This is a genomic window from Undibacterium pigrum, from assembly GCF_003201815.1.
GTDB classification, from domain to species: Bacteria; Pseudomonadota; Gammaproteobacteria; order Burkholderiales; family Burkholderiaceae_D; genus Undibacterium; species Undibacterium pigrum.
This window is the reverse complement of record NZ_QJKB01000018.1, coordinates 1-20940: the sequence shown is the minus strand read 5'-3', so window position 1 is coordinate 20940 and position 20940 is coordinate 1. Positions and strand designations below refer to the sequence as shown.

Annotated in this window: 16 protein-coding genes and 1 pseudogene; 1 reads left to right on the top strand and 16 read right to left on the bottom strand. The window is 51.6% G+C overall.

Going from position 1 to position 20940, the window contains the following annotated elements:
• Positions 1-5: 5 nt before the first annotated feature.
• The 16 genes and pseudogenes from DFR42_RS26585 to DFR42_RS29815 form a co-directional block, all read right to left on the bottom strand.
• Positions 6-698, bottom strand: coding sequence for a Crp/Fnr family transcriptional regulator (locus DFR42_RS26585; RefSeq protein ID WP_110258102.1), 693 nt, complete (start codon positions 696-698; stop codon positions 6-8).
• Between the two features lie 389 nt (positions 699-1087).
• A complete protein-coding gene (locus DFR42_RS26580) occupies positions 1088-1735 on the bottom strand; it encodes a response regulator (RefSeq protein ID WP_110258101.1) in 648 nt (215 codons plus the stop codon).
• Positions 1736-1770: 35 nt separating this feature from the next.
• Complete coding sequence (locus DFR42_RS26575; protein WP_110258100.1) at positions 1771-3708, bottom strand: type IV pili methyl-accepting chemotaxis transducer N-terminal domain-containing protein; 1938 nt, start codon at positions 3706-3708, stop codon at positions 1771-1773.
• Between the two features lie 78 nt (positions 3709-3786).
• The gene (locus DFR42_RS26570; RefSeq protein WP_110258099.1) at positions 3787-4482 is read right to left on the bottom strand and encodes a carbonic anhydrase; all 696 of its coding nucleotides are present in this window, start codon (positions 4480-4482) and stop codon (positions 3787-3789) included.
• Between the two features lie 41 nt (positions 4483-4523).
• Positions 4524-5531 carry a GTP 3',8-cyclase MoaA gene (gene moaA / locus DFR42_RS26565; protein ID WP_110258098.1) on the bottom strand — a complete coding sequence of 336 codons (1008 nt, stop codon included), beginning with the start codon at positions 5529-5531 and terminating at the stop codon, positions 4524-4526.
• 84 nt (positions 5532-5615) lie between these two features.
• Positions 5616-6911 carry a hypothetical protein gene (locus DFR42_RS26560; protein WP_110258097.1) on the bottom strand — a complete coding sequence of 432 codons (1296 nt, stop codon included), beginning with the start codon at positions 6909-6911 and terminating at the stop codon, positions 5616-5618.
• 27 nt (positions 6912-6938) lie between these two features.
• Positions 6939-7394: a hemerythrin domain-containing protein gene (locus tag DFR42_RS26555; RefSeq protein WP_245937102.1), complete on the bottom strand. Its 456-nt coding sequence runs from the start codon at positions 7392-7394 to the stop codon at positions 6939-6941.
• A gap of 28 nt (positions 7395-7422) precedes the next feature.
• Positions 7423-8169 carry a peptidylprolyl isomerase gene (locus tag DFR42_RS26550; protein WP_110258095.1) on the bottom strand — a complete coding sequence of 249 codons (747 nt, stop codon included), beginning with the start codon at positions 8167-8169 and terminating at the stop codon, positions 7423-7425.
• Between the two features lie 30 nt (positions 8170-8199).
• Complete coding sequence (narI, locus tag DFR42_RS26545) at positions 8200-8883, bottom strand: respiratory nitrate reductase subunit gamma (RefSeq protein WP_110258094.1); 684 nt, start codon at positions 8881-8883, stop codon at positions 8200-8202.
• Complete coding sequence (gene narJ, locus DFR42_RS26540; protein ID WP_110258093.1) at positions 8880-9557, bottom strand: nitrate reductase molybdenum cofactor assembly chaperone; 678 nt, start codon at positions 9555-9557, stop codon at positions 8880-8882. The genes narI and narJ overlap by 4 nt, the downstream gene beginning before the upstream one ends.
• Before the next feature lie 63 nt (positions 9558-9620).
• Complete coding sequence (narH, locus tag DFR42_RS26535; RefSeq protein WP_110258092.1) at positions 9621-11174, bottom strand: nitrate reductase subunit beta; 1554 nt, start codon at positions 11172-11174, stop codon at positions 9621-9623.
• Positions 11171-14899 (bottom strand): nitrate reductase subunit alpha, encoded by a 3729-nt coding sequence (locus tag DFR42_RS26530; protein ID WP_110258091.1) that lies wholly within the window; start codon positions 14897-14899, stop codon positions 11171-11173. The genes narH and DFR42_RS26530 overlap by 4 nt, the downstream gene beginning before the upstream one ends.
• A gap of 220 nt (positions 14900-15119) precedes the next feature.
• The gene (locus DFR42_RS26525) at positions 15120-16502 is read right to left on the bottom strand and encodes a NarK family nitrate/nitrite MFS transporter (RefSeq protein ID WP_110258090.1); all 1383 of its coding nucleotides are present in this window, start codon (positions 16500-16502) and stop codon (positions 15120-15122) included.
• Positions 16503-16551: 49 nt separating this feature from the next.
• Positions 16552-17796 (bottom strand): MFS transporter, encoded by a 1245-nt coding sequence (locus tag DFR42_RS26520; protein WP_110258089.1) that lies wholly within the window; start codon positions 17794-17796, stop codon positions 16552-16554.
• A 304-nt stretch (positions 17797-18100) separates the two neighbouring features.
• Entirely contained in the window at positions 18101-18787 is a 687-nt protein-coding gene (locus tag DFR42_RS26515; RefSeq protein ID WP_425450908.1) for an IS6 family transposase, read from the bottom strand.
• 74 nt (positions 18788-18861) lie between these two features.
• Positions 18862-19261: pseudogene (locus DFR42_RS29815) on the bottom strand (transposase); the annotation flags it as partial.
• A gap of 270 nt (positions 19262-19531) precedes the next feature.
• On the opposite strand from DFR42_RS29815, the gene DFR42_RS26500 reads away from it, so the two are divergent.
• A partial coding sequence (locus DFR42_RS26500; protein WP_146218979.1) for a condensation domain-containing protein occupies positions 19532-20940 on the top strand: 1409 nt, incomplete at its 3' end.

Genomic DNA, 20940 nt, shown 5'->3' with positions numbered 1-20940 from the left:
TTCACTTAAGCCAGTGCATGCATGTTTTGCTGATAAGACTTGAGAGCCTCTTCGGATGTTATATGTATGCTGGCACCGTATACCTTGATCAAATGCTCATCCATTAACTGATGCAAGATACGCGACAAGGTTTCGGGCGATAAATTCAATAGTGAGGCGACCAGGTGTTTTTTGAGTTCAAGGCGGATGTCATTGCTACGCTGCGAGGCAGATAACTGCAGCAAATAATCAATCACTCTCTGGGTAGCATTTTGCAGGGAATAACGCTCTACATTGCGGATAAAACCCAGCAGGCGATAAGACAGGCCTGCCAGCATTTGCCGCGACATCAAGGGTGAGCGGTCAAGTAATTGCAGCAGGGCATGGCGAGGGATTTTCAGCAGCAGCGTATTTTCCAGCGCTTCTGCATAGAATGGGTAGGGCTCATCCAGAAACATCATGGCTTCGCCCAGGCTTTGCCCGCCGCGTATCAGTTCCAGTACTTTATCATTGCCCTGGGATGAGGGCAGGCAGAGCTTGATCAGGCCAAAAACCACGATATAGGTGGCTTCTGCCATATCGCCCTTGCGGAATAACATGGAGCCTTTACCCAGTTCCAGCTTGACCACTTCTTTTTGCAGTTCCCTGACATCTTCCTGCGAAATATGGCGGAACAAGGCATGATTTTGCAACAAGCCCAGCAAATTTATTTTCGTCATCACAGATCTCCGGCAAACTGATTGAGATCAAGTGTAGAAGTTATGTGGTGATGTGCCTATACGCCGGGAGGACTAGGCTGTTGCTGCAAATGGATGATGGGCTTTAGAACTCATTTCATAAATAGGGTGAGATGCGTTTGCCTCATAACGTGGGCTGGCAAGGCGGACGAGGCGATCAATAGCGGTGCTATTGATAACGAGTCCAACGCAGTCCAGCGCGCGTTATGAGGCAAACCTTTCGGGAACTGACGATTTGGGCGCATTGCAGCGCGTAGTGAGCCACACCTCCTTTGCTAAGGCAGGAGCCTTAGCTGCAGGTCACGCCTTGCACTTCATCACAAATCGTCTTGTTCGCACTCATCCTATTTATGAAATGAGTTCTAGTATGCTTAATTTTTATCCATGCCATGTTCGACGGCATATACAGCAATCTGTACACGGCTGGTCAGGTTCAGTTTCTTCAAGATGTTTTGCACATGAATCTTGACGGTGCTTTCTGCCACATCGAGGTTGCGGGCAATTTCCTTATTGCTCTCACCGCGGGCCAGGCAGACCATGGTTTCTCTTTCCCTGGGAGTCAGTTTTTCTTTTTTTGGCACACTACTCTGATTCAGGCCCGAGCGAAATTGCGATACCAGCTTGGCGGTCATGGATTCAGCGATCACAGGTTCGCCAGCGGCGGCACGCCTGATGGCCTGGGTCAGGTAATCTGCTTCTATATTCTTCAATAAATAACCGCGCGCGCCATTCTTCAAGGCGGTCGTTAAATCTTCGGCTTCTTCCGATACGGTCAGCATGAGCACTGCCGTGTCGGGCAAATCTTCCACGATGAGTTGCATGGCTTCCAGGCCAGAAAGACCGGGCATGTTCAAGTCCATCAGCACAACATCAGGACGCAATTGCTTGGCGCGCTTGACGCCATCAAGCCCATCCACGGCTTCACCCACTACCTCAAATTCACGATTGCGCTGCAACAGCAAGCGTACGCCACTGCGAAAAAGTGTGTGGTCATCCACCAGCAAAATCTTGATAGGCATGTTTATTCCGTGTCCCTGTATTCTATAAATGATGCCTATGCTACCAGGCGTTCCTGGCGCAATAATTCCAGTGCTATCGTGGTGCCCTCACCAGGCTGACTTGCGATATGGAATTTGGCAGCCAGCCGGTCTGCCCTTTCTTGCATGATGCGCAGACCTACATGGGCTTCGCCTTTTTCGTGGACCTTGTCCATGTTGAAACCTTCGCCATTATCCGTCACCGTCAGGGAAAAATCACGTTCATTCTTCACCCTGATACTGACCTCGCCAGCCTGCGCATGCTTGCGTACGTTCGACAAGGCTTCCTGCAAAATGAATAGCACCTGCAACTGCTGTTCCGGTGCAAGCGGTGCGCCATTACCCACAAATTCTATCTGGCCATGGATGCCGGTCTGACGCTGGAATTTGGCGACCACATTGCGCATTTCTGATTCCAGGTTACTGTCCTGCAGACGGGTACGGAAATTCAACAGCAGTTCGCGCACATCTTCATAACTTTCTTGTACACCGGCACGTAGCAAAGGCGCGATGTCCTTGATCTCTTCTACATCATTGCGGCTTAATGAATCTTCCAGCATCTGCACTTGCAGGTTCAGGAAATTCAAGCCTTGCGCAATACTGTCGTGCAAGCCTTGCGCCAGCAGATTGCGTTCATTCGAGACAGCAAATTCTTTTTCCCTGGCGATGAGGCGCTGGTTTTCAATTGCCACGCCGAGGTTTTTACCCAGGGTTTCCAGCAGTCTGCGTTCTTCGCTGCTGATATTGCGCTCTTTGGAAAAATGCAGGGAGAAACTGCCTATGACCTGTTCACGCGCCAGTATCTGGAACACCGCCAGCGAGAAAAAGCCCTCTTCCTGACAGCGATAGCGGCGCTGTTGATCCATCTTGCGAAAATCCCTGACGATGATAATACCCTGATGGGTCGCTGCACCGCACAGGCAATCATCCGTCTTGATGCAGTGCTCCTCTTCTATCATTTTTTCAGAAATGCCTTCATGCACGGTGATGTGCAGGTTGTCGCTCAGGTTGTCGAGTATGCGCACGGTGCCGCCGTCGGCTTCCATTCTCTGCATGATCCGTTGCAGAAAGCCACGGCATAGTTCTTCTATTGCATGCGGTCCTGCCAGGAAGCCGGCAATTTCATACAGGGTGCTGACTTCATGATTCTGTTCCTGCAGTCTGGCAGTTTTTTCTGCCACCCTTTCTTCCAGCGTGCGGTGTACGCTTTGCACGTGGTCAGCCATCTGGTTGAAAGCCTGCGCCAGGACACCAAATTCATCTTCAGTCTCGATTGGCAGGCGCACGCTGAGATCGTCCTTGGACATACTCGCAATACCCGCCTGCATGCGCGTTACCGGGCCGACTATCCACAGGTAGAGCAGATAGAGCAAGGCGATACTGGCGGCCAGTGACATGAAGATCAGGGCAGTCTGGCACAGGCGCAGCCAGGTTGTTTTTTCTGTCAGCTCTACTTCAACCAGCGACACCAGCTTGTTGATGCTCTCTACAAAAACCGGCAGTTCTTTTGCATACAGGTTCAGCATGGCCTGCTTGTTTTGCAGGTCGGTTTCAGACAGGACTTTTCTTGCATTGACCTCTACATGCTGCTGCCATTCTTTTTGCACCAGCTGCATTTGCTCGCGCACAGGCTGGGACGCAGGCAAAAATAGCGGTCGCTTGGCATCACCCGTTTGTAAATCATTCAGGATGCGGTTGAAGTCATCGAGTTCCTGTACTATTTTTGAGGCGACCTGCTGATGTTCCAGCTCCATGGCCAGCCGGTAAGAACGCATGCGCAAACTGCCTGCCTCGTTGATTGCTGCGCCACCGCCCTCAAGTTGCCATGACAGCAATAAGGTATAGCCGACTGCGGCCAGCGTCAGACTTAAACCTAGCAGTGTCGTCAGCAAGATCCTGAAAGTCAGGCGCTTGCCTGCAGGCAAAGTATATGGAGGACCTGAGATAGGATTCATGGTGGTGGTCAGTGCTGTTTGATTAGCTTAGTGATTAGCTTGGTGATTAGCCATAGTATAGGCGCATAAGGAAGTTTTTTATGGTTCGCTATACGAGACTTCGGGAATAAGGGTTTTATTGGAAATATTCAGGGGGCAGACCATGGGCAAGAAAGTATCCGAGCGTTCTGAATAAGCCAGCAAGGCGCCATTGCTCATATCGAAGTACCAGCCGTGCAGTGCCAGTTCACCTGTGGCTTCCCGTTCGGACACCCAGGGAAAGCTGCGCAGATTATTGAGTGAATTGATCACCGCACCCAGCTCACAGGCGCGCAGTTGTTCTGCCTCTGAACAATGAGCGAGTTGCTGCTTGACTTGGAGTTTTACCGGTTCAGCGATCTTCATCCAGCGGCCTATGAAATCTATTTTGCGGCCAGGCTGGTAACCCTGCATCAGTGCCCGTATGCCGCCACATTTTTCATGCCCCATGACGATGATGCGCTTGACATTCAAGGCTTCTACAGCAAACTGTATCGCGGCACTGACACCATGCTGCTGTGCCGATTCATTACAGGGAGGCACCAGGTTGGCCACATTGCGCACCACGAAGATATCGCCAGGATCACAATCAAGCAGCAGCGCCGGATCTACCCTGGAATCACAGCAACCTATCAGCAGGGTAGTGGGATTCTGGCCATGATTGAGTTTTTCAAACAACTTGTCTTCACCAGCAAAATACTTGCTCTGGAAACGTTGGAATCCCTCGATGAACTGTTGAATATTTCTGACTTCCATACTTTACTCCACCCTCTGTTTCACCCATTTTTTTAAGATGGCTAGCCACCGGTTTGCGACATGAAACGGATGATTTTATGAGGTTGTTCCTTGAATTCATGGCGCTCAGGCTTCAATTCTATCGCTATTCTGATCGCAGCTTCCAGCTCCTGGTCGCTGATACCTGCACGCAGCAGGGGGCGCAGCTCAAATTTTTCTTCCTGGCCCAGGCACATATATAAAGTGCCATCTACCGACAAGCGAACCCGGTTACAAGTGGCGCAGAAATGCTGGCTGATAGGGGAAATAAAGCCTATCGTTCCCTTGCTGTCGGCTGTGGTCCAGTAGCGGGCAGGCCCGCCCCCCAGTTCGGCCGCAGCAGGGGTCAGATTGAATTTGCTGACCAGTTGCTCCCGCACCGGGCCTATGTCCATGTACTGGCTATTGCGCCCGGTTTCGCCCATGGGCATGGCTTCGATCAGACGCAAGATGAAGCCTTCTTCAAAGCAGAATTGTGCCATGCGCATGATTTCATGGTCGTTGATGCCGCGCATGACCACCATATTGAGCTTGATGGGATCAAAACCTGCCTGTTTGCCCGCCTGCAGTCCGGCCATGATGCTGGCGAAACTGTCGCGTCCTGTGATTTTTTCTGTGCAGGCACGGTCCAGGCTGTCCAGGCTGACATTGATGCGGCGCACGCCTGCATCATGCAAGACCCGGGCATGCTTGTGTAACTGGGTCGCATTGGTGGAAAGTGAAATATCTTGCAATCCAGGCAAGCCCGATAATTGTGTCACCAGTTGTGGCAAGCCACGGCGCAGCAAGGGCTCGCCGCCGGTCAGCCGTACCCGCGCCACACCCATGCGGGCAAATGCCGCCACCACGCGGGTGATCTCATCAAAACGCAGCCAGTTCTCTGGTTCTTCAAAACCAGAAAATCCTTTGGGCATGCAATAACTGCAACGCAGATCACAACGGTCAGTGACAGACAGGCGCAAGTAGCTGACGCGACGACCAAAGCGGTCTGTCAGTGCGGCTGTGCTTGAGGGTGGGGCAGGAGTTTCCATGTATGCATTGTGGTCTGTGACCGGCAATGACACAATTCGCCGCCAAGCTAAAGCAGAATAGTTCTTTTGACCTATATGAATAGTTTATTGAGCAAGCAACACGGCCTTCAATTCATGCCGGTAACGCAACAGGCAGATGATCAGCAGGCTGCCCAGATAGCCTTGTGATAGCGAAAATGCCAGACCTGCTGCAATCGCCAGCCAGGCCGGTGCCAGCGGCAATAGCAACAGCAGGGCAAATGCCAGCAATACCATGCGTGCCTGCCATAGCAGGCGCTGCGGCGGCAATACTACCTGCATCGTCGGTACCCGCTGCCCCATCGGCGTCTGCCTGCGCAAATGCAGGAAGACCAGGAAGGGAATGATCTTGCCCAGCATCGCATTGACAGGCAAGACCGCACCACCGACCAGCACCAGGACACCTGTCCACCACGGTATTGTCTTAGACATAAATTCCGGTAAGACAAAGCCGCCACTCAGGCTTTGCAAAGTGGGCAGGGCGGCCAACAGGGCAGCGGCCATATAACTGCCAGCGCACACCAGCCATAAACCCCAGGCAGGATCAAAGCGCCGCCTGGCCTGTGAGATGGCCTTCAAGGACAAGCTGGCGATGATAAAAATGAGCGAACAGGCAAACAACAGGGCATACGGCTGCAAGGCTGGCAGGAAGGCCGGTAACAAGGCCAGCCACAAGACGCCTGGCAAGGCTTTTTGCCAATGCGCTGATGGCCGTCTGGTTTGCCAGAACATCGGTACCGTGGTGGACGCAACACTGAGTACCAGCGCCGCTATCCAGCCCACTGACCCCCAGCCCACGTGCAAATCCAGTAAATACATGACATCCAGCTGCCACCAGCCCGCAAAATTACCGGCCAGACTGATACCCAGGGCGACGACCAGCAGCAGGGGCCAGGCTATCCAGCGCAGGCTGCGGGTGGTGGCATCGACCACCACGACCTTGCTTGCTGTCACCAGCAAGGCCACAATGACTGCACCGTACAAGATCGCCGCCAGTACGGCAGCAAAGACAAAGCCTGCAGTCTGTCCGCGCAAGAAGCCCAGGGTCAGTGAAGCCGCAATCAGGGCAGAGCCCAGCGCCACAAACGGCGCGATCCTGCGGGCACCTGTCACCGCCTGTCCTGCCACTACAGGCATGAGCTGGAACAGGGCACCCAGCATGATGGGCGCCAGCATGCCCAGCACCAGGCAATGCGTCAGCGCCAGTACCAGTGGTGAAAAACGCTCAGGCAAGCCCTCTTGTGGCCCAAAGGCCAGCAGCAGCCCGGTTACCACACCCATCCACGGGGCTGGTAACAAGCAGCCAAAGATGGTGGCTGGTGCGGGGGACAGTTCGTAGTTAAGAACTTTCAGGCTGGCCATTGAAGCACATCTTTTTTCCTGAAACGATCAGGAGCAGGAACAGGCACCGCAGCAGGTACTGCCGGTGTTCATGCCCAGCACTGTTTCCAGGTCAGGGATGCTGCCGCCGCACATGGGGTAGAGAATATTTTCTTCCTTGATATTGTGTTGCTGTATCAGGACATTCAGGGTATCGAGTATGGCCAGTGCATGCTCTGCCGCTTTTGCCGCTTCTTCACTGATGGCAGCCCTGGCTTCATCACGCAGATTGCGGATCTCTGCGTGTTCGGCACGCATGACCACGGTAGGACCATGCAGCATGCCAGTGGCTTTTTCCAGCGCCGGGAAAAGCCGCTCTTCCTCCACCGCAAAATGAGCATCGAGCTGCTGGCTGAACAGGGCAAAATTCCTGGCCGCAGCCGCCATATCGCCCTTGTGCAAAGCTGCTTCGCAGCGGTTCAGTTGTTCATCGCACTCCAGATGTTGAAGTACAAGTTTTTTCATAGCCTGCGACATGATTTTACTTTCGAGTTTATTGGACTAAAGGAGTGGCTGCACCCTGGATATCAATGCCGGATATCTTTGCGCGCCCCACCAGCAATTGCAGGTACTGGTGCAGGGCGCGGTCATGGCTGGCCTGGTGCATGGCCAGGGCGATCTTGCTTTCCGTCTCTTCGAAAGGCAGCAACTGGCCATCAAGCTTGCGACCCAGCAGTATGATGTGCAGGCCAAAGCGGGTTTCCACCAGCCTGGGGATGATGTGCCCGGGTTCTGCGGCAAATACGGCTTGCTCAAACTCAGGCACCGTCATGCCGCGCGTTACCTGTCCCAGGCTGCCAGCCACTTCGCTGGAGGGGCAATTCGAATTTGCCTTTGCGCATGCGGCAAACTGCGCCGGATCTTCCAGCAGCTCATCAAGCAGCAATTGTGCATGCTTGCGCAGGGCATCGAGGTCCACACCAGACGTTACCTGAAACAGGATATGGCTGACCTCGGCCAGTTCCCCGACCTTGAAGCGGGCAGGATTGGCCTGATACTGGCGCAGGCATTCTTCGCGCGCTGGTATGGGCACGATGACTTCCTGCCGCAACAGCGCATCGATGCGTTCATCCTCATCTGCCTGTTGCAAACCCTGTTGCTGCGCTTCATCCAGCAGCACACGGCGCAATACCAGGGCAGTCATGGCGCTTTTCATGGCATCTGCTGTGCCCTCGTGGGCAGGCAGTTCCTTTTCCATGTCAGCATCTGTCAGTTCATAATCATTGACGATGACGGGCATTTTGTTCTCCTTCGTTCAAAGATTAGAAATTCAGCGTGGCCTGACCAGCTGCCATGCGCGGCTGATATAAGTGACTGAAGCAAATCCACTCCAGACATGTACAAGACGGGTGAACGGGAAGATCACGAACAGGCTGAGGCCCATGAACAGATGCAGCTTGAACAGCAAGGGCGCAGCCACGATGAACTCGGCAGCATCGCCCTTGAAAGTGACGATGTGCTGGGCCCAGGTCATCAGCAAGACCATCATGTGGCCATCGCTGTGATGGGCAGATTCAAATATCGTTGACAAACCCAGGCCCAGTGTGACGAAGATCCATAACAGCAAGACCTTGTCGCCCGTTTTTGTCACTGCAGAGATACGTGCATCGGTAAACCGGCGGTGCAACAAAATCAGCAAGCCCAGCATGCACAGGCTGCCAAAGACGCCACCGGCGACCATGGCGATCATTTGCTTGAAGCTGTGGCTGATACCGAGCGTGTCCCAGACGATGACAGGCGTCAGCAAACCCACCAGATGGCCAAAAAACAGGCCCAGTATCCCTACGTGGAACAGGATATTGCCGAGTCGCAGATTGCCGGTATGCAGCATTTGTGAAGAATCACTCTTCCAGGTATATTGCTCACGTTCAAAACGCGCCAGGCTGCCGAACAGGAAAATCGCCAGTGCGATATAGGGATAAATCCCGTAAATGAATTGGTGCAGATAAGTCATGATGGTCTCCCTGTTGATTGGGCGGCAGCAGCACCGTGCCCGGGCTGCCTGGGATAAAAATTGACAGGATGCGTACCCGACAGATTGGGTTTGAGCAGTGGTTCTACACCGTCGGCACCCGGGCCAAAGGTTTCCATTGCATCATCCATGTCACGCACTGGCGGCTCGCCCTGTTCATGCGGTACGACATCGGTCAGGGTCGTCAGTATCAGGAACAGATTGGCATAGGGGCTGTCCTTGCGTTGCAGGCGCATACCTATGGCTGCTATTACATGGATGGCTTCACCCAGCAATTTTTCTGACGTGCTCTCATCCATAAGGCTCAGGAATTCCAGGAACAGCGGCACATAGTCTGGCAATTCACTGGCCTCTGGCTCAAAGCCATGGGTACGGTATTCTTCCAGTAAATCGACCATGGCCTGCCCACGGTCGCGGCTTTCGCCGTGGATGTGTTCAAACAGATGCAGTGACAAAGAATGCGTGCGGTCAAACGTCGCCACATAGTTTTCTTGCAGGGTGATCAGGCTGTCAGAGCGCAGATAGTCCAGGGTGGCTTGCAAGGCATCGAGAAACACAGGCTCGTCTTGCAGTGCCTGCTCAATCTCAGGCAGGGCGGCGATCAGATCAGCTTGCGGATAGCTCATCAGTGCCGACAGGATGCGATAAATTTGCATACGATTTCCTTTATGGTGTCTTTATTGTTTTTTTACGGGTGCGCATAGCTTGCGCACCTGTTGTTACTCAACAGTCGATATTTTCTTGCGTGACTTGGGCATATCGACAAAGATCACACTGCCTTGTGGTTTCTTGCCAAACAGGGCACCGTCCGAAGTGCCGCCTGAGCAACCATTACCAAAGGTGAAACCGCAACTGCCTTTTTCATTGAAGCTGTCTTCCACCATTTCCTTGTGTGAAGACGGGATCACAAAGCGGTCTTCGTAATTGGCGATAGCCAGCGTCTGGTACATGTCCTCGACTTGTGCCGCACTCAGGCCAACCTGTTTCAATACCGCATGATCAAGCTCGCCATACACGGTTTCAGAACGCTTGTAGGCGCGCATGGCCAGCATGCGTTCTAACGCGCTGGTTACCGGTTCTTCCTTGCCTGCGGTCAGCAGGTTAGCCAGATAACGCACAGGTATGCGCAGGGACTTGACGTCAGGAATAATACCATTCATGCCCATATGGCCTGCCTCTGCAGCCTTTTGTATAGGTGACAGTGGTGGCACATACCAGACCATGGGCAGGGTGCGGTATTCAGGGTGCAGGGGGAAGGCTATCTTCCACTCCATCGCCATTTTGTAGACGGGCGACTTTTGTGCAGACTCTATCCAGCTCTCAGGTATGCCGTGCTTGCGTGCTTCGGCGATCACTGCCGGATCATGCGGGTCGAGGAAGCAGCCTAGTTGCGCTTCATACAAATCCTTTTCATCCGGCACCGAGGCAGCTGCTTCTATCTTGTCGGCGTCGTACAGCAAGACACCGAGATAGCGTATGCGGCCTACACAGGTTTCAGAACAGACAGTAGGCTGACCAGCTTCTATGCGTGGGTAGCAGAAAGTACATTTCTCAGCCTTGCCCGAACTCCAGTTGTAATAAATCTTTTTGTAGGGACAACCAGAAATACACATGCGCCAGCCACGGCATTTATCCTGGTCGACCAGCACGATGCCATCGTCTTCACGCTTGTAAATCGAGCCAGAAGGGCAGGATGCGACGCAGGCCGGGTTCAGGCAATGTTCGCACAGGCGTGGCAGATACATCATGAAGGTGGATTCAAAGGTGCTGTACATCTCTTTTTGCACACCTTCAAACAAGGCATCCTTGCTGCGTGCACTGAACTCGCCACCCAGATCATCTTCCCAGTTCGGGCCCCAGACTATCTTGTCCATTTTCTTGCCAGTCAGCACAGAGATAGGGCGCGCTGTTGGTGGCGTCTGCATCAATGGCGCATTTTTCAGATGCTCATAATCAAAGGTGAATGGCTCGTAATAATCATCAATCGCAGGCAGGTTAGGATTGGCGAAGATATTGGCGAGTATGCGCAGCTTGCCACCCTGTCTGGGTTCCAGCTTGCCAGCTTCAGTGCGGTGCCAGCCACCTTTCCATTTTTGCTGGTTTTCCCATTCTTTGGGATAACCTATGCCAGGCTTGGTTTCGACGTTATTGAACCAGGCATACTCAACACCATCACGGCTGGTCCAGACGTTTTTGCAAGTGACCGAGCAGGTATGGCAGCCTATGCATTTATCCAGGTTCAGCACCATGCCGACTTGTGCGCGTATTCTCATGATGCTGACTCCTCTTCCAGTTTGCCTTCCAGCCAATCTACTTTCTTCATTTTTCTCAAGACGATGAACTCATCCCTGTTACTGCCTACGGTGCCGTAGTAATTGAAACCATAAGCAAGTTGTGCATAGCCACCTATCATGTGGGTAGGTTTCAGGACAGCGCGTGTGACCGAGTTATGGATGCCACCGCGCTTGCCGCTGAGTTCTGCACCTGGCGTATTGACGATCTTTTCCTGGGCGTGATACATCAGGCACATGCCTTTTGGCACACGCTGGCTGACCACGACACGGGCGGTCAAAGTACCGTTGCTGTTAAAGACTTCAACCCAGTCGTTATCGACCAGACCTGCTTCTTTCGCCTCGACTTCAGATATCCACACGTGCGGGCCGCCACGGCTCAGGGTCAGCATGCGCAGATTGTCTGAATAGGTGGAATGGATGCCCCATTTCTGATGCGGCGTGATGAAATTGAGGACGATCTCTTTTTCGCCATTCGGCGACCTGTTCAGCATCGGTGCCACGGTCTTGGTATCTATCGCCGGTTTATACACACACAGGCCTTCACCAAAATCCAGCATCCAGCGGTGATCCTGGTAGAACTGCTGGCGACCAGTCAGCGTGCGCCATGGTATGTATTCATGCACATTGGTATAACCGGCGTTATAGCTGACTTCTTCAGATTCCAGGCCAGACCAGGTCGGGGCAGAAATAATCTTGCGTGGCTGTGCCTGCACATCGCGGAAGCGTATCTTGTCATGTTCACGGCCAACTGCCAGATGGGTATGGTCGCGGCCAGTGATCTTGCCCAGTGCTTCCCATGCCTTGACGGAGACATGACCATTGGTTTCCGGTGCGAAGGTCAGTATCATTTCGCAGGCGTCAATTGCACTTTCCAGCCGTGGGCGACCCTTGCTGATACCTTCTTCTGTCACGACCTTGGTAATGCCACCGATTTCCTTGACTTCATGCTCGGTATTCCAGTTGATGCCCTTACCACCATTGCCGAGTTTGTCGAGCAAAGGCCCTATGGAAGTAAACTTCTTGTAGATATCCTTGTAGTTACGTTCGACGACAAAGAAGTTAGGTGCAGTCTTGCCCGGTATCAGGTCACATTCACCTTTTTTCCAGTCCCTGGGCTCAAAAGCCTGACCAAGTTCACCCGGTGTATCGTGCATCAAAGGTTGCAAGACGATGTCCTTGCGGGTGCCCAGATAGTCACCGCCAATTTCGGTAAATTTCTTGGCGATGCCTTTATAGATTTCCCAGTCTGTCTTGCTTTCCCACAGCGGTTGCACGGCTTCACTCAGTGGGTGGATGAAGGGGTGCATGTCCGAGGTATTGAGGTCATCCTTTTCATACCAGGTCGCAGTCGGCAAGACGATGTCGCCATACAGGCAAGTGGTACTCATGCGGAAGTCGAGCACTACCAGCAAGTCCAGCTTGCCTTCTGCTGCCACGGGGCGGTATTTGACTTCAGATGGTTTGACCGCTTCGTCAGGATCATCAAACAAGGCGTTTTGTGTGCCCAGTAAATACTTGAGGAAGTATTCATGGCCCTTGCCTGAACTGCCGAGGATATTCGAGCGCCACACAAACATATTGCGCGGGAAGTTTTTGGGATTATCCGGGTCATCACAACTCATATTGATCGTGCCAGACTTCAGGCTGTTTTTCAGATAGTCTTGCGGTGTCATGCCTGCTTTTTCTGCCGCATCACAAACGTCGAGAGGATTGGTTTCCAGTTGTGGTGCAGATGGCAGCCAGCCCAGGCGTTCAGACTTGGCATTCATGTCTATCATGCTCATATGGCTGATCTTTGACTTGTCGGCAGTCGGCGCGAGTATCTCATCCATGGCCAGTTTTTCATGACGCCACTGGCTGGTATGGGCGTAGAAGAAGCTGGTGCCATTCATCTGGCGGGCAGGGCGTACCCAGTCACTGGCAAAGGCCAGCGGTGCCCAGCCAAACTGCGGGCGCAGTTTTTCCTGCCCTACATAATGCGCCCAGCCGCCACCGGATTTGCCTATGCAACCGCACATCATCAGCATATTGATGATGCCGCGATAAATCATGTCGTTGTGGTACCAGTGATTTAATGCAGCACCGACAATGACCATGCTCTTGCCTTGGGTGTCATGGGCATTCTGGGCAAATTCACGTGCCACCTGTATCACCAGCTCACGCTTGACGCTGGTGTGTTTTTCCTGCCAGGCAGGTGTGTAAGGGACATCGTCGTCATACGAACTCGCCACCGCACCACCCAGACCCTGATCGACGCCATAATTCGCCATCGACAAGTCATACACGGTTGCTACCAGCGCAGTACTGCCATCAGCGAGAGTCACACGTTTTGCTGGCAAGTGGCGCAGCAACATGTCATTGGCGTCAGCACCACCAAAGTAATTGAAGCCTACAGTGACGATTTCATCATGCTTGCCGACCAGACTCAGTTGCGGGTCTATGGCGCGACCAGTATTGCCGTCCTTGGCTTCCAGGTTCCAGCGGCCGACTTTCGCACCGTCGTCGAATTTACCTTCACCCCAGCGATAACCTATGGAACCATTGGGCGACACGATCTCACCCGTCATTTCATCAATGGCCAGGGTTTTCCAGTCTGGATTATTGGCTTCGTTCAGATTACCCGGTAATTGCGAAGCACGCAGCATCTGGTCAGGTACATAGCTGCCATTACGTTCTACCAGACGTACCAGCATGGGCATGTCGGTATATTGTTTGACATAGCTGCGGAAATAGTCTGACTTGTTACCGAGATGGAATTCCTTCAATATCACATGGCCCATCGCCATGGCCAGCGCGGCGTCGGTACCCTGTTTCGGTGCCATCCAGATATCACCAAACTTGACCATTTCACCAAAGTCAGATGAGACGGCGACGGTCTTGGTGCCCTTGTAGCGCACCTCGGTATAGAAGTGAGCATCTGGTGTGCGGGTCTGCGGTACGTTCGAACCCCATACCATCAGGTAAGTCGAGTTATACCAGTCAGCAGATTCAGGCACGTCAGTTTGTTCGCCCCAGATTTGCGGGCTGGCTGGTGGCAGGTCGCAATACCAGTCATAGAAGGACAGTGGTACACCACCTATCAGGCTCAGGTAACGTGCGCCTGCTGCATAAGACACCATGGACATGGCCGGGATAGGTGAGAAACCGATCACGCGGTCAGGGCCAAATTTCTTGATAGTGTAGGCATTTGATGCAGCGATGATTTCCTGTGCAGTATCCCAGTCAGCACGCACGAAACCACCAAGGCCGCGTACAGATTTATAGCGTTTGGCTTTTTCAGGATTCTGGCTGATGCTTTCCCAGGCTTCTATCGGTCCCATGGTCTTGCGGGCTTCTTGCCACATCTCCATGAGGCGGCCACGTATCATCGGGTATTTGACGCGCTGGGCGGAATATACATACCAGCTGTAAGACGCACCGCGCGGGCAACCGCGTGGTTCATGATTCGGCAGATCGGGGCGGGTGCGTGGATAATCAGTCTGCTGGGTTTCCCAGGTAATCAAACCATTCTTGACATACACCTTCCACGAGCAGGAGCCAGTGCAATTAACACCATGAGTAGAACGCACGATCTTGTCATGCTGCCAGCGGCTGCGATAGGCGTTTTCCCATTTGCGGTCTTCTTCTACCACGGCACCATGACCATCGGAGAAGGTGGACTTCACCCGCGACATGAACTTCAATCTATCCAGAAAATGACTCATCGTAAACTCCATATCAGGTGGGCGGTGTGCCCACATTTTCTTTAATGCATGCTTGAAGTGTAGGGAATGAGGGCCATTACGCCCATTCTTCGGTGCGGTGTAATAAGTTGCGCATTCGCACTAGCTCATCTAGTCCTTTAGAACTAGGACGCCTCCGCGCATAAAAAAAAAGCCTGTAGATATACAGGCTGTTTTCAGGGTATTTCTGTTAATTGAAAAACTAGCAAGGCATCTCTGCGCCTTTGCGTGAGTAATACCACCAGGTGATGGCCATGCAAGAGATGTAGAAGGCGATGAACACATACAAGGCCATATCAGGTGCGCCTGTCATCTTGATGGAGGTGCCAAAGCTTTGGGGGATGAAGAAACCGCCATAAGCGCCTATCGCACCAGAGAAACCCAGTACGGCAGCAGATTCCTTGGCCGCATCCAGCCTGGCCTGCTTCAGTGCTGCTTCGCCCTTGCCTTTGGCGGCGCGCTCACGCTCAGTCTGGAAGATGATGGGGATCATGCAAAACGTAGAGCCATTACCCAGACCTGTCAAAATGAACATGCCTATGAAAGACACCAGGAAGATCATGAACTGGTGATCATGCAAGGCTGGCAGGATACCCACCAGTATGGTGATGGTCATGGCAGCAAATACCCAGAAGGTCAGCCTCGCGCCGCCTATCTTGTCCGAGATCATGCCACCTACCGGCCTTGCCAGCGCACCGGCCAAAGGGCCGAGAAAGGCAAATTTTGCCACATCAATTTCCGGGAACTGCGCCTTGATCAGCATCGCAAATCCAGCCGAGAAACCTATGAAAGACCCAAAGGTGCCAATGTAGAGCCAGCACATCAGCCAGTTATGCTTGCGTTTGAAGATCACAGCCTGGTCAGCGAAAGACGCTTTGGCCGAGGCAATATCATTCATGCCAAACCAGGCCATCATGGTTGCCACGACGATAAACGGTACCCAGATAAATCCGGCATTTGCCAGCCAGTACATATGGTCTGCACCCGTCTTGGCATTATGGAACAGGAAACCCTCACCCGAGACGGTTGCGCCAAACATGGCAGAAGAAATCACAAACGGCGTCACAAACTGCACGACAGACACCCCCAGATTGCCTATGCCAGCATTCATGCCGGTCGCATAACCCTTGCGTGATTTAGGGAAAAAGAAACTGATATTCGCCATGCTGGAACTGAAATTGCCGCCACCAAAGCCGCACAGCAAGGCCAGTATCAGCAAGGTCGAATAACTGGTCGTCGGGTCTTGCAAGGCAAAGCCCATGCCAATGGCGGGGATCAGCAAACTTGCGGTGGAAATTGCCGTCCATTTGCGGCCACCAAATACAGGCACCAGGAAAGAATAGAATATCCGCAAGGTCGCGCCTGACAAGGCAGGCAAGGCTGTCAGGAAAAATAACTGGTCTTTGCTGAAATGAAATCCCGCCTTATCGAGATTGGCCGCCACCACGCTCCACAGCATCCAGACCGCAAATGCCAGCATCAGACTGGGGATGGATATCCATAAGTTTCTGTTGGCAATCGAGCTGCCTTCCTTGCGCCAGAATTCAATATTTTCTGGCTCCCAGCGGTTTAATACATGACTCATCTTATGCTCCTGGTTTTCAATAACTCATAATCAAAAATACTCACAGATGTCAGGCTGGCAAAGCTGCCTGGGCTGCCAGCATGCCTTCCCTGCGGAACTGGAAGTGCATCCATACCAGGGACACACAGACCGTGCCGTACAAGAGCATGAAGCAGGAGCTGCGCACTCCTGTCACATCGACAATCGCACCAAACAGCACAGGCAGGATGAAGCCGCCCAGGCCACCCGCCAGGCCAACCACGCCAGACACGGCACCGATATTGCTGCTGTAGTCATCCGAGATGAATTTGAAGACAGACGCCTTGCCTACCGCCATGGCAATACCCACGACAAACAGGATGATTGTGAACAGCATTGGGGTAAGGCCGATATGGAAAGTCTGCATGCCATTGATGGTCTTGATGGTGAAATCAGTCTGTGGATAAGACAGTAAAAAGAAGGCGACCCAGCACACCCACATGACCCACCAGGTCACTTTGTAGGCACCATATTTATCGGACAGCCAGCCGCCAAAGGCACGCAGGACGCCGCCAGGCAAAGAGAAGCAAGCGGCCAGCAGAGCGGCACTCTTGATGTCGAAACCATATTCAGTCACGTAATATTTGACCATCCACAGACTCAGACCCACGTAGCCACCAAATACGACCGAGTAATACTGGCAATAGCGCCAGACCTTCGGGTCTTTCAGCATCTTCAACTGGGCCAGGAAGCTGATGTTGGATTTGACGTTATGGCTAGGATCAGTGGCAGAGAACACCCAGAAGATCAGGGCCGCAGCCAGCATCAAGCCTGCATATACTTTAGGCACCACGGTCCAGCCCGCAGCAGCGATCAGGGCAGGAGCAATGAATTTATTCACAGCCGCCCCCGAGTTGCCAGCACCAAAGATGCCCATGGCCAGGCCTTGCCTGTCTTTCTTGAACCAGCGCGCAACATAAGGTGTGCCCACAGAAAAAGAACCACCTGCCAGCCCAACGAACAAACCCAGCACCAGGAAATGCCAGTAAGCCGTGGCATAGCTGATCAGATAGATAGGTATCACCGTGAACAGCATCAGCAGGAACAGGACGATGCGACCGCCAAAACGGTCTGTCCATATACCCAGTGGTACACGTATTAACGAACCGGTCAGTACCGGCATGGCCGTTAACAGACCAAATTCAGTTTCATTGAGATGCAATGCCGCCTTGATCGGAATACCAATCACGCCAAACATCATCCAGATGGTGAAACAGATGGTGAACGCCAGCGTGCTGGAACCCAGCACCGAATAGGCCTTGCCCTGACTAGCCATGACAGCTCCTTTTACTTTTATAGGTGCTATCAGCTTACAAAGAGCAGGGTTAATTTAAAATTCGTCGGATGGTTACATGGTTTAATGCAAAAGGAGGGGGATATAGTCTGGTAGAACTAGTTCCTCAGAAGAGAATCAGATGCTGACGCAAGAGCAAAAGATGTATCGCAATAAGCTATTGCCAGCCTGGAAAAGCGGTAAGGACCTCTGAACATCTTATTGTCAGACCGTACAATTGTTGGTTGTGTCGCGTTAGCAATGCCAAGACGAATTATTAGCCGGTTCGTGCATTTACCCATTGCGCTCAACGGATTTGTCCTGCCAATGCATAGAACTGGTCGGCAAAAGACATCGTATTCATGCCGCCGATGGCGATCTGGCCTTTGCGGATCATGTGCATGACTTCGATACCGGCCAGTATGTTTCTGGCAGAGCCAAAGGACTTGAAATTGAGCATCGGCCGGGTAATGCGCTTGATGGCGCGATGGTCTTGTTCCACGATATTGTTGAGGTATTTGACCTGACGAACGATGATCGGCATTTGCCAGCCTACATTGACTGCATCGATGGCGGCCTTGTTGGCGCCACTCTTGTCCATGGCGACTTTTTCAGGAGTGCCATGTGCCGCTATGGCCTTGTCGAAGAAACGTTTTGCCGCAGCCATGTCACGCTTGGCTGTCAATAGAAAATCGATCGTTTTACCTTCCTTGTCCACTGCACGATAAAGATATTTCCAGGCACCTTTGACCTTAATATAGGTTTCATCCATGCGCCAGCTGGTGCCCACCGGGCGCTTGTGTTTGCGCGATATCTTCTCAATGAGCGGCAGGAAGCGTATCGCCCAGCGGTTGATCGATGAATGGTCCACCGACACGCCGCGCTCTTGCATTATTTCCTCCAGGTGCCGGTAGCTTAAAGGGTAAGTCACATACCATCGGATGCAGACCAAAATCACGTCGATGGGGAAACGCAGTCCTTTGGTATTGAGCATGTTCATTCGTACACAGTGTTGGCGCCGCAGTCTACCTGATCGGCCAGCCAACGTTTGCTAATGCGACATAACCCCAGGAGCGCATCATTGCTGACATGCTTGCGTTGCTGTGGCGTCGCCTGTCTTGCGAAGTGCTCGTGATAGCCGCTCTGACTTACTCCGAGAATTTCGCATTGTAGGGAAATCGGCCAGCAACTCTTGTTGCGCGTTATCCAGGCGTACTTCACATTGACTCCTTGGCGAAGTACGCTGTAGCTTTTTTTAGGATATCTCGCTCCATCTTGACCCGCGCCAGTTCGGCTCGTAACCGGCTAATTTCCATTTGCTCGGCACTGACGGGCTTGGTTGACGCTACTGCAAGTTTGCCTTGCTCTTCAGCTTTGACCCAATTGTGTAACGTTTGATCGGCTATTCCGAGTGTTTGAGCGACTGCAGCAATGCTTTGCCCGCCCGCACCAACCTGACCGCCTCAATCTTGAATTCCTGCGTATAGCGTGCTCGTTTGTTTTATGACATGCTTCTCTTCTTAACTGAATTTCAAACCCTCAGTAAGGGATACGTTTTATGCGGGCAAGCTCATCCTTCTAGCTCAATTTAAAATAGCGATTCGTCATGAATGTTGGTAGACTGTCATTCTTTAAATATAAATGCAATTCAAATTCATAATTACTCTGCGGTTTTATCCTTATTAGGAATAAATTTAACTGCCTGTAAATCTACTGAGTTAGCGCTGCTTCCCAAAAAATGAATAGTGAAATACTAAAAAAGCTTACGCTTGCTCAGCAGAGCATTTATTTTGATCAGTTATTGAAACCTGATAGTCCTGTCTATAACGTCGGTCTGCTTTGTAGAATTTTCGGAGAGGAAAATGTTGAATGCTTACATGAGTGCATAGCTGCGATATTGAACTCGCCCTCTCCTTTAATGAGCGATTGCGCACGAATTCTCATAGAAGAGGTTTCTGCTCGCGAAACGCCGAAAACGTTATTTCCTTTAACAATATTTGATTTATCTCTAGAGGATTTTGATGCAGCGAGACTAATAGTTGACGAGCACATCAAAAAATCAATGGAAACGGTGATGGAGATGAACGGGCCGCCATTGATAAAATCTTTTGTATTCGTCATGCCCGAGCTTGAAACTTGGTGGTTTGTTCAAGCACATCACATTCTATCAGACGCCTCAGGTCTTGTTAACTTTGTTCATGCCGTAGCAGACAAATATAACGAGGCGAATAATGAAAGCGAGAAAAAAGATGATCTTGACACTGAAAAATCCTATTTGAATGCAGCTAATTTAAATAGTGAGATTACTGAAAATAATTTGTTAAAAAGGCAGTTTTGGAAGGACGAGTTTTGTCAATTCCCAAATCCGATTTTTCTTCATCAGAGAAACAAGAGTGGCAAGAGTTATACGCATGCAGTTTCAAAAAAAATTCCACTTCGAATTCGTCAAGAATTAAAGACGAGAGGTTTCGAATGCCGTCATGCGTTGAGAGCTGCGCTAATATTATATTTTAGTCGAATTTTTGATGGTGACGAGATAGTGCTTGGGAGTGTTGTTCATGGACGTAATCGACATGAACTACACGATGCACTTGGTATGTTTTCTCGCATTCTACCTACTCGAGTCTCACGGGGAGAAAATTTAACTATTAGCCAGTTTTTAGAAAACACGTCAAAAAAAATAAAGAGTGTTTATCAACATCAGGCTGATCCGATTGTGTTAATGGCACGAGAGGCGGGGGTTTTTCAAATACGAAAAAATGGTCTAGCAGATGTCGTCTTTAACTATATCAATTTGTCTCGACCGATTAAGTTTAGAAAGGCTTCTTGCCTTTTGTCCTTTATTAACAATCCATGTGAATTGGGTCCGGTGCAGCTAAGGCTATATGACCGTGGTGATGAAAGTGATTGGGATGTAGTTCTATATTGTGAATCAGAATTTTTTTCTGCAGAGGAGACAAGCGCTCTGCTGGATAGACTTTTACATATCTTGGGTGTTTTTGGGCAAGAGAATTCCCAAACAAAATATTCAAACCTCGATTTGCTCTTTCCACAAGAGCGGTATCAGATCTTGGAAGAGTGGAACAGTACGCAAGCACACTACCCGCAAGACAAGTGTATCCATGCGTTGTTTGAGGAGCAGGTGGT

Excerpts from the sequence above, each read along its gene's own strand:
- DFR42_RS26575 (WP_110258100.1), bottom strand. The coding sequence starts at position 3,708 with ATGAATCCTATCTCAGGTCCTCCATATACTTTGCCTGCAGGCAAGCGC.
- DFR42_RS26520 (WP_110258089.1), bottom strand. The coding sequence starts at position 17,796 with ATGGCTAGTCAGGGCAAGGCCTATTCGGTGCTGGGTTCCAGCACGCTG.
- DFR42_RS26530 (WP_110258091.1), bottom strand. The coding sequence starts at position 14,899 with ATGAGTCATTTTCTGGATAGATTGAAGTTCATGTCGCGGGTGAAGTCC.
- DFR42_RS26515 (WP_425450908.1), bottom strand. The coding sequence starts at position 18,787 with ATGCTCAATACCAAAGGACTGCGTTTCCCCATCGACGTGATTTTGGTC.
- DFR42_RS26550 (WP_110258095.1), bottom strand. The coding sequence starts at position 8,169 with ATGCCCGTCATCGTCAATGATTATGAACTGACAGATGCTGACATGGAA.
- DFR42_RS26580 (WP_110258101.1), bottom strand. The coding sequence starts at position 1,735 with ATGCCTATCAAGATTTTGCTGGTGGATGACCACACACTTTTTCGCAGT.
- DFR42_RS26570 (WP_110258099.1), bottom strand. The coding sequence starts at position 4,482 with ATGGAAGTCAGAAATATTCAACAGTTCATCGAGGGATTCCAACGTTTC.
- narI (WP_110258094.1), bottom strand. The coding sequence starts at position 8,883 with ATGACTTATCTGCACCAATTCATTTACGGGATTTATCCCTATATCGCA.
- DFR42_RS26560 (WP_110258097.1), bottom strand. The coding sequence starts at position 6,911 with ATGGCCAGCCTGAAAGTTCTTAACTACGAACTGTCCCCCGCACCAGCC.
- narH (WP_110258092.1), bottom strand. The coding sequence starts at position 11,174 with ATGAGAATACGCGCACAAGTCGGCATGGTGCTGAACCTGGATAAATGC.
- DFR42_RS26525 (WP_110258090.1), bottom strand. The coding sequence starts at position 16,502 with ATGAGTCATGTATTAAACCGCTGGGAGCCAGAAAATATTGAATTCTGG.
- moaA (WP_110258098.1), bottom strand. The coding sequence starts at position 5,531 with ATGGAAACTCCTGCCCCACCCTCAAGCACAGCCGCACTGACAGACCGC.
- DFR42_RS26555 (WP_245937102.1), bottom strand. The coding sequence starts at position 7,394 with ATGAAAAAACTTGTACTTCAACATCTGGAGTGCGATGAACAACTGAAC.
- DFR42_RS26585 (WP_110258102.1), bottom strand. The coding sequence starts at position 698 with ATGACGAAAATAAATTTGCTGGGCTTGTTGCAAAATCATGCCTTGTTC.
- narJ (WP_110258093.1), bottom strand. The coding sequence starts at position 9,557 with ATGCAAATTTATCGCATCCTGTCGGCACTGATGAGCTATCCGCAAGCT.